The organism is Streptomyces angustmyceticus, assembly GCF_040701845.1.
Taxonomy (GTDB): domain Bacteria; phylum Actinomycetota; class Actinomycetes; order Streptomycetales; family Streptomycetaceae; genus Streptomyces; species Streptomyces angustmyceticus_A.
In genome coordinates this window covers 332,082-346,607 of record NZ_JBFBHQ010000004.1, presented here as the reverse complement: position 1 = coordinate 346,607, position 14,526 = coordinate 332,082, and the positions used below count along the sequence as shown (strand labels likewise).

13 protein-coding genes are annotated in these 14,526 nt (G+C 72.3%); 5 read left to right on the top strand and 8 right to left on the bottom strand.

Annotation, left to right across the window (positions count from 1 at the left end; all coding sequences use genetic code 11):
* Positions 1-45: 45 nt before the first annotated feature.
* Both AB0411_RS12410 and AB0411_RS12405 read right to left on the bottom strand, forming a co-directional pair.
* A complete protein-coding gene (locus AB0411_RS12410) occupies positions 46-714 on the bottom strand; it encodes a CBS domain-containing protein (RefSeq protein ID WP_366417218.1) in 669 nt (222 codons plus the stop codon).
* A gap of 156 nt (positions 715-870) precedes the next feature.
* On the bottom strand, positions 871-1,767 hold the full coding sequence (locus AB0411_RS12405) for a universal stress protein (RefSeq protein ID WP_366417217.1): 897 nt from the start codon (positions 1,765-1,767) through the stop codon (positions 871-873).
* Positions 1,768-2,444: 677 nt separating this feature from the next.
* Here AB0411_RS12405 and AB0411_RS12400 point away from each other — a divergent pair.
* The 3 genes from AB0411_RS12400 to AB0411_RS12390 all read left to right on the top strand — a co-directional run bounded on the left by AB0411_RS12400 (position 2,445) and on the right by AB0411_RS12390 (position 4,871).
* The gene (locus tag AB0411_RS12400; protein WP_055568178.1) at positions 2,445-2,648 is read left to right on the top strand and encodes a cold-shock protein; all 204 of its coding nucleotides are present in this window, start codon (positions 2,445-2,447) and stop codon (positions 2,646-2,648) included.
* A gap of 345 nt (positions 2,649-2,993) precedes the next feature.
* Entirely contained in the window at positions 2,994-4,499 is a 1,506-nt protein-coding gene (locus AB0411_RS12395) for a DEAD/DEAH box helicase (protein ID WP_366417216.1), read from the top strand.
* A gap of 57 nt (positions 4,500-4,556) precedes the next feature.
* Positions 4,557-4,871: an SCO5918 family protein gene (locus AB0411_RS12390; RefSeq protein WP_366417215.1), complete on the top strand. Its 315-nt coding sequence runs from the start codon at positions 4,557-4,559 to the stop codon at positions 4,869-4,871.
* A 151-nt stretch (positions 4,872-5,022) separates the two neighbouring features.
* On the opposite strand, the gene AB0411_RS12385 is transcribed toward AB0411_RS12390, so the two are convergent.
* A complete protein-coding gene (locus AB0411_RS12385; RefSeq protein WP_366417214.1) occupies positions 5,023-5,400 on the bottom strand; it encodes a hypothetical protein in 378 nt (125 codons plus the stop codon).
* 325 nt (positions 5,401-5,725) lie between these two features.
* Here AB0411_RS12385 and AB0411_RS12380 point away from each other — a divergent pair, with 325 nt between their 5' ends.
* A complete protein-coding gene (locus AB0411_RS12380) occupies positions 5,726-6,130 on the top strand; it encodes a VOC family protein (protein WP_366417212.1) in 405 nt (134 codons plus the stop codon).
* 151 nt (positions 6,131-6,281) lie between these two features.
* Here AB0411_RS12380 and AB0411_RS12375 read toward each other — a convergent pair whose 3' ends face one another.
* A complete protein-coding gene (locus tag AB0411_RS12375) occupies positions 6,282-6,647 on the bottom strand; it encodes a hypothetical protein (protein WP_366417211.1) in 366 nt (121 codons plus the stop codon).
* Positions 6,648-7,413: 766 nt separating this feature from the next.
* On the opposite strand from AB0411_RS12375, the gene rox reads away from it, so the two are divergent.
* Positions 7,414-8,868 (top strand): rifampin monooxygenase, encoded by a 1,455-nt coding sequence (rox, locus tag AB0411_RS12370; protein WP_366417404.1) that lies wholly within the window; start codon positions 7,414-7,416, stop codon positions 8,866-8,868.
* An 84-nt stretch (positions 8,869-8,952) separates the two neighbouring features.
* On the opposite strand, the gene AB0411_RS12365 is transcribed toward rox, so the two are convergent.
* The 4 genes from AB0411_RS12365 to AB0411_RS12350 all read right to left on the bottom strand — a co-directional run bounded on the left by AB0411_RS12365 (position 8,953) and on the right by AB0411_RS12350 (position 14,377).
* Entirely contained in the window at positions 8,953-10,794 is a 1,842-nt protein-coding gene (locus AB0411_RS12365; RefSeq protein WP_366417210.1) for a phospholipase C, read from the bottom strand.
* A 167-nt stretch (positions 10,795-10,961) separates the two neighbouring features.
* Positions 10,962-12,212: an iron uptake transporter deferrochelatase/peroxidase subunit gene (gene efeB, locus AB0411_RS12360; protein WP_366417209.1), complete on the bottom strand. Its 1,251-nt coding sequence runs from the start codon at positions 12,210-12,212 to the stop codon at positions 10,962-10,964.
* Between the two features lie 5 nt (positions 12,213-12,217).
* Positions 12,218-13,435 carry an EfeM/EfeO family lipoprotein gene (locus tag AB0411_RS12355; RefSeq protein WP_366417208.1) on the bottom strand — a complete coding sequence of 406 codons (1,218 nt, stop codon included), beginning with the start codon at positions 13,433-13,435 and terminating at the stop codon, positions 12,218-12,220.
* Between the two features lie 207 nt (positions 13,436-13,642).
* The gene (locus AB0411_RS12350; RefSeq protein ID WP_366417207.1) at positions 13,643-14,377 is read right to left on the bottom strand and encodes an SDR family oxidoreductase; all 735 of its coding nucleotides are present in this window, start codon (positions 14,375-14,377) and stop codon (positions 13,643-13,645) included.
* Positions 14,378-14,526 lie beyond the last annotated feature (149 nt).

The following is a 14,526-nucleotide window of genomic DNA, read 5'->3' as shown; positions in this document are numbered from 1 at the left end:
TGCCGGAGTACCTGTCTGCCGGGCGCCTGCCTGCCGGCGTGCGCCCTACTCCGCCCCCGAAGGCCCGCCGGACCCCGGCTGGCTCCCCGCCCCCGCTCCCGTCTCGTGCTCCCCGCGGGCGGTGTCGTCCCGCCGGTAGCCGAGCCGGTCGACCACCTCGACCACCCCGTCGACGCTCTCGCACAGCCGCACGGCGATGGGGACCAGGCTCTTGTGGTCCAGGGTGCCGGTGAGCGTCACGGTGCCGTCGGCGACCTCGACCGTGACCGCGGACGGGGACACCCCGAGCGTGCGCGTGAGCACCTCCTCCAACACCTCCTCCTGGATGGCGCGGTCCCGGCGCAGGAACAGCTGCACGAGGTCGCTACGGCTGATCACGCCGATCAGCCGGCCGGAGTCGTCGACCACGGGCAGCCGCTTGACCTTCCGCTTCTCCATCGTCTTGGCGGCCTCGACGACGCTCCACCCGGGCCGCGCCACCACGGCCGGACTCGTCATGATCGCTTCGGCGGTGGTCGCCCCGAGCTTCGCGATCTGCCGGCGCAGCAGATCGGCCTCGGACACCACCCCCACCGGCCGCTCGTCCTCGTCGAGGACCGGGACGGCGGTGATGTCGTACTCGTCGAGCAGACGTGCGATCTCCTTGAACGGGGTGCCCCGTTGGACGACGACGGCTCGGGGCGTCATCAGGTCGGCGACGCTGCGGTGCCTCATGGTGGGCCAGTCCCTCCGGATGGTGCTCGGGCCGGATCTCGTCGGCCTCGCGGCCGGGGAATCCGGTACGGACAAGCCTGCCTCGTTCCGGTGATACGTGCGCAGAGCGGACCGGGTCCGGCGCGCCGCGGCACGCACCCGGCCGTACGGGCGCCCTCACTCGTGCGCCACCACGGCGATCGGGCAGGTCACATGGTGGAGGGCGGCATGCGCCACCGGGCCGAGGCGGGGCGCGAGCGGGGGACGGTGCAGCCGGCGGCCCACCACCAGCAGTTCGGCCCCGAAGACCGATTGGACCAGCGCCCGGGACGGACTCTCCGGCAGCACGGTCCGCTGCACCGCCACCTCGGGAAGCCGCCCGCACCACGGACCGAGGGCGTCCCGCAGCTCGGCGTCGGCTTCCTTGGTGAGTTCCGTCGCGGCATCGGGGTCCAGGCCCCACGGGGTGTAGGCGTCCACGGGGAGCGGGCGACCGTGGACGGCCTGGAGCGGGAGGCCCCGCAGCGCCGCGGCCGCGAAGGCGAAGTCGAGCGTGCGGTCGCACGGCCCGTTGAGGCTCAGGCCGACCACGACCCGCGCTTCGGGGACGGGCGGCGGGCCACCCGGCGGTTCGTGACGCGGCGCCTTCGCGCGCCCGTCCTCCCGGACCAGGACGACCGGCCCCTTGGCCCGGCCCACGACATTCAGGCTCACATCGCCGAGCACATAGCTCTCCCATGGCCCGAGCGCCCGCGATCCCAGGACGATCATCTGCGACTCGCCCGCCGCGCCCAGCAACGCCGCCTCGGCCTCCGCCCCCACCAGGTCCTCGATGATCTGCAGCCGCGGGTGGCTTTCTCGTACCTCTTCACGGGCCCGGCGCACGACCTCCCGGGCTCCGGCGTTCCGGTCCCGGTCAGGGGGTGTTTCCGGCGCGTTGCCGGCCAGCAGAATCCACGCGTGGAGAAGCCGCAGCGCCGACTGCCGCCGGCCGGCCTCGTCGGCGGCCCAGCGCGCGGCCGCCAGGCTCGCCGGCGACCCGTCGAGCCCGACGGTGATGACCTCCGGCTCCATGGCCGTCCTCCCTTCGGGGTCGGACAAGTGGACCGGACCGGCCGTCGCTGCGACTGCCGCCGCTCCCGGACGTCAACCGGAGCACCGGTCGTCCCCACCCCGTTGCGGACCGGGGATCGTCCCGGCCGTCGGAAAGCAGCCACGGCGGGCGTCAAGGGCATCCCGGCGGACCTTTTCGGCGGGCCGCGCGCCGGAGCCGGCACCCCGCTGCGCCGCTTCCTGACGCCCCTCCCACCACCGGGTGCGACGTCCCCGCTCCACTGCCCCCATCGTGGCCCCGATCACATGAGCCTGCCAGGCCGTACGGACTCCGCGGGCCGTGGTGCGGCGCCCTGCCGGGCCGTGCGGTGACACCGGTGACCGCCGGGGCCCCTCCGGCGGTCCGCGGGCGCCCGTGACGCATATCTCATGCCGCAACGGCAGAAATACCCGCCGCACCGACGGGGATTTTCGGCCGACGAAAAAGGGCTGGAGCAACGGCCGCGCAGGGCCGCTGGCGCCGTGCTACTGTCGATCTCAGTTGCAGTTGTGGTTCCCGAACACTTCACGCTACCTCGTCGGCCTTCCAGGCCGATTGGAGTGCTTTTGTATTTCCGGAATTTCCGGAGGGGCAATCATCGCGGCGACGCGGGGTCCGCACAGTGCGGCCCCGGGCACTGCCCCGAAGGAGAAATAATATGGCTACCGGCACCGTGAAGTGGTTCAACTCGGAAAAGGGCTTCGGCTTCATCGAGCAGGAGGGTGGCGGCGCTGACGTCTTCGCCCACTACTCGAACATCGCCACCCAGGGATTCCGTGAGCTGCAGGAGGGCCAGAAGGTCACCTTCGACGTCACGCAGGGCCAGAAGGGCCCGCAGGCCGAGAACATCGTCCCCGCCTGATACTGACGCGTAACACCGCTGCTGGGGCCCGCACCGTGGGTGCGGGCCCCAGCAGCGTTGCCCTTTGCGGAATGCGCTGTGCGTGCCCTGACGGCCGCACGAGCGACAAGGGGCAGCCTGTTCGGCGCCGAACCGCAGCATGCTGCGGCAGAACGGCAAACCGTCCAGTTCCGTGCTCCGGCACCGTGTTCGCCGCTCCGTGCGGCGACACATTTTCCACGCGTCGGCGGTCGATTCCGCCCCGCCTCGTTCCATCTGTTTTCGCCGGTCCGTTCTGCGATTCTTTTGTGTGTGGCTCACAGCTGCCGGGAATTCTTCGACGTACCGCATCGAGGAAGGTTCTTCATGAACCGCACAGCTCGCCCGAACGACCGCTCTTCCCGTAACCGCTCCGCCGGTTCCTCCGGCTCCGGCCGCGGCGGCTCCCGCTCGCAGGCGTCGAACCGCTCCGGTGGCAAGCGGCGCCGTCCGGCCGCCCGGCCGGCGGAGTTCGCGCTGCCCGTCACGCACACCCCGGCGCTGCCCCCGGCCGAGAGCTTCGCCGCACTGGACATGCCGCCCGCGTTGCTGGCGTCGCTGACCGCGGAAGGGGTGACCGCCCCCTTCCCGATCCAGGCCGCCACCCTGCCGAACTCGCTGGCCGGACGCGACGTTCTGGGCCGGGGCCGCACCGGCTCGGGCAAGACGCTCGCCTTCGGTCTGGCCCTGCTGGCCCGTACCGCCGGTCAGCGCGCCGAGCCCGGCCGGCCGCTCGCCCTGGTGCTGGTGCCCACCCGCGAGCTGGCCCAGCAGGTCACCGACGCGCTCACCCCGCACGCCCGGTCGCTGTCGCTGCGCATGGCCACCGTCGTCGGCGGGATGTCCATCGGCCGGCAGGCGAGCGCGCTGCGCGCCGGGGCCGAAGTGGTCGTCGCGACGCCCGGACGGCTCAAGGACCTCATCGGCCGGGGCGACTGCCGCCTGAACCAGGTCGCCATCACCGTGCTGGACGAGGCCGACCAGATGGCCGACATGGGCTTCATGCCCCAGGTCACCGCCCTCCTCGACCAGGTCCGGCCCGAGGGGCAGCGCATGCTCTTCTCGGCCACCCTGGACCGCAACGTCGACCTCCTGGTCCGCCGCTACCTCACCGATCCCGTGGTCCACTCCGTCGACCCCTCGGCGGGCGCCGTCACCACGATGGAGCACCACCTGCTGCACGTCCGCGACGCCGACAAGCACGCCACCACCACGGAGATCGCCGCCCGCGAAGGCCGCTCGATCATGTTCCTGGACACCAAGCGCGCCGTGGACAAGCTCACCAAGCACCTGCTGAACAGCGGTGTGCGCGCCGCCGCGCTGCACGGCGGCAAGTCCCAGCCCCAGCGCACCCGCACCCTGGCCCAGTTCAAGACCGGCCAGGTCACGGTCCTGGTGGCCACCAATGTCGCGGCCCGCGGCATCCACGTCGACAACCTCGACCTCGTCGTCAACGTCGACCCGCCCACGGACCACAAGGACTACCTGCACCGCGGCGGACGCACCGCCCGGGCCGGCGAGTCCGGCAGCGTCGTCACCCTCGTACTGCCCAACCAGCGCCGCGAGATGGACCGTCTGATGGCCGACGCCGGCATCACCCCGCAGTCCACCCAGGTCCGCTCCGGGGAGGCCGAACTGAGCCGCATCACCGGAGCTCAGGCGCCTTCCGGGATCCCCGTCACGATCGCCGCACCGGCCGTCGAGCGCCCCAAGCGCAGCGGCTCCTCGACCCGCGGCCGCCGCAGCCGCTCCGCCCAGGCCCGTCGGTCCAGCGGATCGGCCCGGTCCGCGACCGGGAAGCCGCCCCGGCAGCGGTCCGCCGGCCAGGCGTAACGATCAACCAGATCCGCCCACCCGTTTCCGGCTTCTCCTCGACCCTGTAGAGGCACTATGCGCGTCGTCATCGCCCGCTTCCCCTTCGACTTGATCAAGACCGAGGTACAGGATGCGATGAAGGGCATCAAGCCCGAACCGATCACGGGCGAATCCGTGTTGATCGGCAGTCGTCACTACCCCGTCAAGCAGGTCGGGGAGGTCATCACCCGGCAGGACCGCAGGGACTTCACCGCCGGTGAGGTGACCCGGGCACTGACCCGTCTCGGCTTCACCTGCCGTGCCGCCACGCCGACCGCCCGTACCCCGCTCGAAGAGGCCTCGGACCTCCTCCACGGGCCGGCGGTCCCGGAAGGGAATCCGGAATTCTGACCCCTCGGGTACGGGGGCTCGCGCCGACCGCGCCGGTCGGAGCGAGCCCCCGTACCCGACCGGACCGCCCGTCTCGCCGACCACCCGGCCGGACGACGCACGTGGCTGATCTGCCGTCACCACCTCCGGCGTCCGGCGTACACGCCGGCGGTCAGCGGTCCGAGTAGCGGAAGTCGCCCACCGTCCAGGCGCTCACGTCCTTGATCGCGACGCGGTACATCCCGCCGGTCTCGGGCAGGCCGATGCTTCCCTGCAGGATCATCGCCACATGGAAGTGCAGATGCGTGGGCGGGTCGCTCCGTTGGGGCGAGGGGGCGTGGGCACCGGCTGAGGAGAAGAGCGCGGAGAACGGCCCCAGCCGCTCCGACCCCTCCAGGACCTCGGCCACGCGTTGCCGCCACACCACCTCGGGCGCCAACCGCCCTGTGAGGACGGCGCCTTGGACGACAACAGTGAGAGACATCTGATTGCTCTGCTCCGACTCCACCATGGCGGCGATGTCGACAAGCAGCTCGTCGGGCTTCGACATGGGAGCAGACTCTACTGCCGCGACCGGCCCTTGGCAGCACACCCGCGGGCGGGCTGTCGTCCCGTGACACTCGCCTGACACCCGTACGGCTCTCGCCGGGCGCGGCCGTACGGTTCTCGCGGGTCGGGCATACGCCTCCCGTATGACGCCCCTCGGCTCCCTGTCGGCCCGTCAGGCCCGGCCCGGACATGGCGGCGGTTGCGACGACCGGCGCCCCGCGCCCGACACCAAGGGTGGCATTCGCCGCTCCCCCGGAGTGCCGGAGCCTTCACGGGGTAGCGGTCCGAAGAGGCGGGCGGGCGCCCATGGACAGGGAGGGAAGCGGATGGCCATAGCCAAGACCAGCGTCCTGGTACTGGATTGCGCGGAGCCGGCGGGACTGGCGGACTTCTACGCGCAATTCCTCGGCGGAGAGGTACGGACCGGGACCAGTCCCGACTACTTCGAGGTCATCGAAGGCGGCACCATCCACCTCGCGATACGGCGGGACCGCGGTGGGGCGCCGCCGAGTTGGCCCCGCCCCGACGACTCACAGCAGGCACATCTGCACTTCCTCGTCCCGCAGGACAACATGGACGAGGCGGAGCGCGAGGCGATCAGCCTGGGAGCACGGCCGTTGCAGACCCGGGACAACGGCGGGCCGTACGACGCCCGCCGCTACTCCGACCCCGCGGGCCATCCCTTCGTTCTCGCCGCGAGCGAGGGACACGCGCTGGGGCAGGCGAACTGAAGCGCACCGCCGAACGAGCCGCGGGCCGGGACCCTCGCCCAGGGTCCCGGCCCGCACGATGAGCACGGACGGCTCACGGAGAACGCGCATCGAGGACGGCGCGCAGGCCCGGTGCAGGAGCCCGCGACTCGTCCGCGCAAGCCCGTGGCCCTCAAGGGTCCTGCGGATCGACCCCGGTGTGCGCCTCGGCGTCCTTGCCCCCGCTGGGCCGGCGCGAAGGGCCCTTCGGGCCCATGTCCCGCATGCCCTTCTCATCGGTCTCGGCAGCGCGCTTCTCGCCGCTGCGCGTCTCGCTCTTCACTTCGCTCGCCGGCGGCACCTTCTCCCGCCGCCCGGACGACTCCTTGCCGGTGTCCTTCCCGGGTGCGTGGCGCTCTGGGTGGAACGACTTGTGCGCGCTCTCGTTGCGCTGCTGCTCGGTCTGGTCGACATCGGGCGACCAGCCGTGTTGCTCGGTGTCCTGGTGCCTGCTGGGGCCCTCACCCATCCTCGGGTGCGACTTCCGTTCCTTTGTCATGTCTGCTCCCTTGGTCGGCGTCCTGCAAGCCTCCGGGCCCATGCCGCTGCGACCCATGCGGCGAAGACTCCCCCACGTCCAGCCTGCGGGCCGCCCGGATCATCCGCATCTCAGGCCGGACGCGGCGAGGGCCCGTCCGCGACCCTCGGTGCCGGTGCGGTTGCCGTACGCGCTCGCGTCCCGGCTCTTGTCGCGCCGTCCGACGCGTGGAACGCTGCCGCGGGCCGTTTCCCCCCTCCCGATCGGCCGGCCCCGAACCGCCCGGCGGAGGAATTCCGGCGGCTTTCCTGATGCTGCCGGACAGGGCCGCGACATCGACGCCGGCCCCGTCTCTGTGAAGAAATTCCGGCGGTGGAACCCAGGCATGAACGGGCGACCTCCGACGTATGGGGAAAGCGAACCGCCAACCGTGGAGCGGGGTGCCCGAACCCGGTCACATACCGCTCGGAAACAGCGGAGACGGCGATCGCCGGATGCGCACGCCGCACGGGGTGTGCGGCGCCAGGGCCGCGGAATGGTGGGGCGTGGGACTTCGGTGGAGCGGTGCGCCACGCGATGGCAGACCCGGCTGCCGCCACGGGTGACTTCGATGGACGGCGAAAGCGCCGTCGATGCGGCGCGGAACCGGGCCGCATAAAGAAAGGCAAGGAGCTTTTCCACTCCTTGCCACTCTTAATGTATAGCGCATGGGGGGCCTTGCGGCAAGGCCCCGGTGGTGCCGCACAATCACCGGCCGAAGCACAAAGAAGCGGAAATGGGGATTGCGTTGATCGATGTGATCGTGGCCGGGGGCGGACCGACCGGATTGATGCTGGCCGGCGAATTGCGGCTACAGGGCGTCCGCGTGGTCGTGCTGGAGAAGGAGGCGGAGCCGACGCCGGTGGTCCGCGCGCTGGGACTGCACGTACGCAGCATCGAGGTGATGGACCAGCGGGGTCTGCTGGAGCGGTTCCTCGCGCACGGCCGGCAGCACCCGGTCAGCGGCTTCTTCGCCGGCATCAGCAAGCCGTGGCACGGGCGGCTGGACACCGCGCACGAGTACGTCCTCGGCATTCCGCAGCCCGTCACCGACCGCCTGCTGACCGAGCACGCCACCGCGCTCGGCGTCGAGATCCGGCGCGGCTGCGAGCTGGTCGGGCTGAGCCAGGACGACCACGGGGTGACCGTCGAACTGGCCGATGGGGAGACACCCGCCGGCGGGGGACGCACCCGGCTGCGCTCGCGCTACCTCGTCGGCTGTGACGGCGGCCGCAGCACGGTGCGCAAGCTGCTCGGTATCGGCTTCCCCGGCGAACCCAGCAGGGTCGAGACGATGCTGGGCGAGATGCGGGTGGCCGTGCCGCAGGAAACGCTGGACGCGGTGATGGCGGAAGTCCGCAGGACCCAGCTGCGGTTCGGCGCCATGCCGCTCGGGGACGGGGTGTACCGCGTGGTCGTGCCCGCCGCGGGGGTGGCCGCGGACCGTACGGCCCCGCCGACCCTGGAGGAGTTCCGGGAGCAGCTGCGGGCCACCGCCGGCACCGACTTCGGCGTGCACGCGCCGCGCTGGCTCTCCCGCTTCGGTGACGCCACCCGGCAGGCCGAGCGCTACCGGGCCGGCCGGGTGCTGCTGGCCGGCGACGCGGCGCACATCCACCCGCCGGCCGGCGGGCAGGGGCTCAACCTCGGCATCCAGGACGCGTTCAACCTCGGCTGGAAGCTGGCCGCCGAAGTCAACGGCTGGGCGCCCGGGGGGCTGCTGGACAGCTACCAGACCGAACGGCATCCGGTGGCCGCCGACGTACTGGTCAACACCCGTGCGCAGATGGAGCTGATGTCGACCGAGCCGGGCCCCCGGGCGGTGCGCCGACTGGTCTCGGAGCTGATGGACTTCGAGGAGGTGCACCGGCACCTGATCGAGAAGATCATTGCGACCGGTGTCCGCTACGACGTCGGAGAGGGCGGCCACCGACTGCTCGGCCGGCGGATGCCGGATGTGGAGCTGAAGCGGGGACGACTGTACGGGCTGATGCACGGCGGCCGCGGGCTGCTGCTCGATCGGACCGGCCGGCTCTCGGTGGCGGGCTGGGCGGACCGGGTCGACCATGTCGTCGACGCCAGCGAGGACGTGGACGTGCCCGCGGTACTGCTGCGGCCGGACGGTCATGTGGCGTGGGCCGGTGAGGATCAGCGGGAGCTGGTGAGCCGGCTGCCACGGTGGTTCGGCGCTGCCACCGGCTGAGCGCGCGGGGACGGCGGGGCTCCCCGCCCCGCCGTCCTGCCGGCCCGGCCCTGCGGCCGTAGATCTCCCCTCTGCCCTGACGGGTCAGACGGTGTGGTGCTCCTTGCGGCGGCGCAGCACCAGGAAGGTGCCGGTGACGCCCGCCGCCACCACGGCGGCGCCGATGCCCACCGGGAGGACGGGGAAGCCGGACGGGTCCTGTGCCGAGGCCAGGTTCTCCAGTGCGGGGCCCGGGTCGATGGTGGTGGCGACCGGTGCGACAGGACGGATCGGGCCGACGGACTTGACCGAGCCGTCCGCGTTCAGCAGCACCTGCTTGTTGTTGGGGTGCCGGAAGTCGAACATGCCGCTCAGCGAGCCGGCCCGGGTGTCGAAGGACGCGTCGCCGATCTGCCCGGTGTGCCAGTTGCGCTCGATGAACTTGATGATCGAGGTCTGCTCGGTCCGGGTGTGGTCGATCTTGTTGACCTTGCTGTACGGGGAGATCACCAGCAGCGGCTGCCGGGTGCCGGGACCGCAGCGGTCGGCGTAGCCGCCGGCGGCCGCGGGACCTGCCTGGCAGGCCGGGCTGTCGGTGGCCTTGCCGTTGGAGCCCGTCGAGGTGTCCTTGGAGCCGTTGCGCGGTTTGGCGTAGGCGTGGTCGTACCAGCCGTCGGAGTCGTCGTACGCGACGACGACGGCGGTGTCCTTCCACTGCGGCGACTGCTGGATGCGGTTGATCCGGTCGACGAGGAAGTGCTGTTCGTCGACCGGGTCGGAGTAGGCGGCGTGCGCGTCCTGGTACTGGGGTGCCTTGAGGAAGCTGACGGCCGGCAGCTTGCCCGCCTTGAGCACGGCGTCGAAGTCGGTCAGGTCGTAGTTGTGGTTGGCCCGTCCGGCGTGACCGACCTCGTCGATGCTCTTCGGCGGCAGGTGGTGCGGGTTGGCGGTCGACTTGTAGTACTCGAACGGCGCGTGGTGCGGGCTGTAGTCGACGACCGCCGCTCCCCCGACGTTGGTGTGCGTGGTCCCGCCGCACTTGGCGTAGTGGTCCGGCGTGCCGTCCCATCCGGTGCTGGGCCGGAAGCCGCCCTGGAACCAGCCCCAGCTGACATGGCGGGAGTTGAGGACGTCGCCGATGTTGCGCCCGGTCATGGCGGCGACCGCGTTCGTGCTGGTGTGGTCCTTGTTGGAGCAGTCGTCGTACGCCGGGTCCGGGTCGTTGACGATGGTGCCGACGCCGCGCGCGTCGGGGGACTGCACGGCGTGCGGGTCGGGGGTGGTGGTCTGCCGGGGGTGCTCGGTGCCGGAGGCGGGGTCCATGGAGATGACGCCGTGGGTCTGTCCGGAGACCAGGTCGAGGGCGCCCGGTGTGGAGGGGCCGTAGACCGAGCTGAAGGAGCGGTCGTTGAGGGAGTAGTGCTGGGCGTAGTTCCACAGGCCGGTGACGGTGTTGCCGTCGTAGTAGTCCATCACCAGGCCGGGTTCGCCGAAGAGGCCGCCGGAGCACTTGCCGGAGTCGGTGTTCTGGACGAACCGGTCGGCCTTGCCGCCGTTGTACGCGTACTGCTCGGGCCCGTAGTCGTGGGTCTGGTCGCAGGTCATGGCCTGTTGCGGGGTGAGCCGCTTGGGCGCGTACTGGTTGGGGTTGTGCTCCAGCAGCCCCGCGGTGCGCAGGTTGTCGATGTCCCGGGGGGTGCGCGGGGAGGGGGTGAACTTGGTGCCGTCGGTGTTGGCGGCCTTCGGGTAGGTCGCGAAGTAGTGGTCGAACGAGATGTTCTCGTCGAAGAGCACGACCACGTGCTTGATGGGCGTGGCTGTACGGGAGGACTCGGGGTGGTGCGGTCCGGCGGCCCATGAGGGCGCGCCCGCGCCCAGGACCGCGAGGGCCGCGGCACCCGTGAGGGCCAGGCTCCGTGTCGCTGCTCGTCTTCCCCTACTGGCCATGCTGTTCACCCTCCGGGCAGGGATGTGTCGGTGCGGTACGGCGGGATGCTCTGCCGGGCGAACGGCTGTCCGGCAGAGCCATCATGACGCTGGAGTGAACAGTGAGTCAGGTATGCCAGGACAAACTTTGACCGGGTATTGACTCTTCGGCGCCCCGCGGCTCGCCGTCAGGCCAGCAGGGCCCGGCCGTACCAGTCCGTCGTGTCGCGTACGCCCGGCAGCGCGAAGAAGTAGCCGCCCCCGAACGGCGTGATGTAGTCCGTCAACGGCTCGCCGGCCAGCCGTCGTTGGACGGTCTCGAACTGGCGGGCCAGGTCGCGTTGGTAGCAGCAGAACAGCAGGCCCATGTCGAGGTTGCCGTTGCTGTCCACGCCCCTGTCGTAGTTGTAGGCCCGGCGCAGGAGGCGCTGGCCCGCGGTGGACGGGGTGCGGGGGTTGGCCAGCCGGATGTGGCTGTCCAGGGGGATGACCTCGCCCTTGGGGTCGGCGGGATAGTCGGGGGTGTCCTGTTCGCGGTCGCCGTCCAGCGGTGCGCCGGACTCCCTGGCGCGGCCGAACATCCGCTCCTGTTCGGTCAGCGACACCCGGTCCCAGAACTCCACCAGCATCCGGATCAGCCGGACCACCTGGTAGCTGCCGCCGACCGCCCAGTCCGGCTCACCGGCCCCTGCCCCGACCCACACCAGCCGGTCCATCTCCCCGGCCGCCCGGGCGTCGGGGTTGGCCGTGCCGTCCTTGAATCCCAAGAGGTTGCGCGGGGTCCCGGACGGCCGGGGCGGGCTGGTGAAGCCGTCGAGGCGCCAGCGCACCTGCATGCCGCCCCGGGTGTGGCGGGCGATGTCGCGCAGGGCGTGCAGCACGGTGTCCGTGTCGTCGGCGCACAGCTGGAGGCTCAGGTCGCCGTGGCACCAGTCGGCCCGCAGGTCGTCGTCGGGGAAGGCGGGCATGGGGGTCAGCCGGCGCGGCGCGCGGCCGTGCAGCCCGAACCGGTCGTCGAACAGCGCCGCTCCCACGGCGAGCGTCACCGACAGCCCGCCCGCGGGAACCCGGGGTCCCAGCAGGCCCGAGTCGGTGGGCGGGCCGGTGATGCCGACCGGCTCCGGGACTCCTCCGCCGGTCAGGAACCGGGCGCGGGCGGTGAGGGTGCGCATCAGGTCGGCCAGTTCCCGGCGGTTCTGCGCGGTCACGTCGAACGCGGTGTACGCCGTGACCCGGCGGGGCGGGGCGAGGACCGACGCCTGGTGTCGGCCGTGGAAGGGGACGGGCGGGACGGCTCCGGTGACCGGCCCCTGGCCGGTCAGGAGGGCCGGTTCACCGGCCGGAGGCGGGGTGCCGGCAGGCGCGGCGCCACCGGTCGCGAATCCGGCCCCGGCGAGCGCCGCGCCCCGCAGGAACCCCCGCCTTCCGACACCGTTCATGTCCCTCACACCGTTCTCCGTGCGTCGCACAGCGTCGCCACCGACGCCAGCCGTTCCACCAGGTCCCCGAGCACCGCGTCGGTCCGCTCCCGCCGGCCGCGGTCCAGGTCGTCGAGCGGCGTCCACCGGCCGTCCTCGCGGAAGCCGTCGAGCAGTCGCTGCGCCCGGCCCAACTCGGCTTCCACATGCGGCAGTCCGGGGTACCGGGTGACCAGCAGGGGGCGCAGCCGGGTGAGGACGGCCCGGGTTCCGTCGAGGTTGGCGCGGGCGGTGGCGAGGCTGGTGCCGCTGCCGTAGTCGGTCCGCCCGGTCAGCTCGGACTGCAGGGTGTTCTCCAGGATCTCGTGCGCCCGCAGGCCGAGGTCGGCCGGTTCCATCCGGGTCTGCGCCCAGTCGTCCCGCAGTTTGTGCACGGCGCCGTCGAGGGCGGCGGCCGGTGCGCGCAGGGTGGCGGCGGACTGCCCGTGCCACAGGCCGTACTCGAGGCGGTGGAAGCCGCTGAACGCCGGATCCCGGTCGCCGCCCGGCAGGCCCGCGGTCGTGCCGTTGATCTGCTGGTCCGCGTCGCCGAAGGCCCCGTACGCCGCGCCCAGCCGCTCGTAGGCGAGGTGCGCGGGCAGCCAGGCGTCCCGGGCCCCCGCCAGGTCCCCCCGCGCGACGGCGGCCCGCAGGGTCCCGGTCCGGCCGGCGAGTGCGTCCAGGCCGCCCGCGACCCACCGTTGGTAGTCCAGCGCCGGGGGGATCAGGTCGTGCTCGGTGACCGGGGCCGCCGCCGGGCCGGGACGGCCGCCGCCGTCGATGCGGACCGTGGGCCCGGTGACCGCGTCGGCGTCGTCGGGCAGGCAGCGGAAGGCGTACGCGCCCCGGCCCAGCCGGACGCGCAGGTGCCGGGTGGTGCCGGGCCCGAGGCCCTCCACCTCGCCGTACACCGCGCCGCCGCGCGGGGACGTGAGGTACACCTCGGCCGCGGCGTCGGAGGTGTTGTGCAGATCGAAGACCTGGGTGCCGGGGCGGCCGTCGGCCCAGCCCCGGCCGCAGTGGCCCGGCGACACCTCGACCGTGGTGTGCCGCAGCCCGTCGGCAGCGGCCGGCCGCTGCCGTGCGCCACCCTCCGGGCGGCCGCCGGCCAGTGTGGACGCCGCCAGCAGGCCGCCGGCGAGGAGGACGCTCCCGATGCCCAGGACGCGGGGGGAGCGCAGCTTCGCGAGGCCGGGTGGTGGCACTCCGCGCCTCCTGGGGTCGTGCGCGCCACGCGGTCGGGTACGTGGTGCCGTGGTGCCGGATCGGGCAGCCGCGGCCCGGCGCACCCACCGGGACCTGCGGCACGCTGCACATGCTAGACACCGCGGCGTGCCCGAACAGGCTTTCCCCGCAAGAGATGCCAAGAGTTTGCCCGTGGTTCACAGGCCGCCGCCCGGTGCCCCGCGGAGCTACTGCGCGCTGCGGGCGGGGCGTACGACGATCTCGTTCACCTCGACCTCCGGGGGCTGGGCGACGGCGAAGGCGATGGCGTCCGCGATCGCGGAGGCCGGCAGGGCCACGGCGCGGTAGCGGATCATGGCGTCCCGGGCCGCCGGGTCGGTGATGTGGTCGGCGAGTTCGGATTCGGTGACGCCGGGCGAGACGAGGCTGACCCGGATGTCGCCGTCGGACTCCTGGCGCAGCCCCTCGGAGATCGCGCGTACCGCGAACTTGGTGGCGCAGTAGACGGCGGCGGTGGGCGACACCTCGTACGCCCCGACCGAGGCGACGGTGATGAAGTGCCCGCCGCCCTGGGCCCGCATCACCGGCAGCGCGGCGGCGATCCCATGGAGCACGCCGCGCACATTCACATCGATCATCCGGTCCCATTCGTCGGTCTTCAGGGCCTCCAGGGGCGAAAGGGGCATCACCCCCGCGTTGTTGACGACGACGTCCACCTTCCCGTATGCGGTGCGCGCGGCCTCGACGAAGGACCGCATGTCCGCCGCGGAGGTGACGTCGAGCCGCTGGAACGCCGCGGTGCCGCCTTCGTTCGCGATCTCGCCGCACAGCTTCGCCAAGTGCTCGCCGCGGCGTGCGCCGAGGAAGACACGGTGTCCGTCGGCGGCCAGCCGGCGGGCGGTTGCCGCACCGATACCGCTGCTCGCACCGGTGATCAGGACGACCTTGCCGTGCTCCTGCATGACTGCTCCTCTTGCCGGTTGTTCGCTTTCCGGCAAGCCTCCACGGCGCGGGCCGCGGCCTCCAGGACGGCTCGTGCCCGGGTGCCGCACACCCAGGAACGCGGGGCACCCGGCGCGTCCGGCCGCCCGTGCCTGGTCATCCGGGCCGA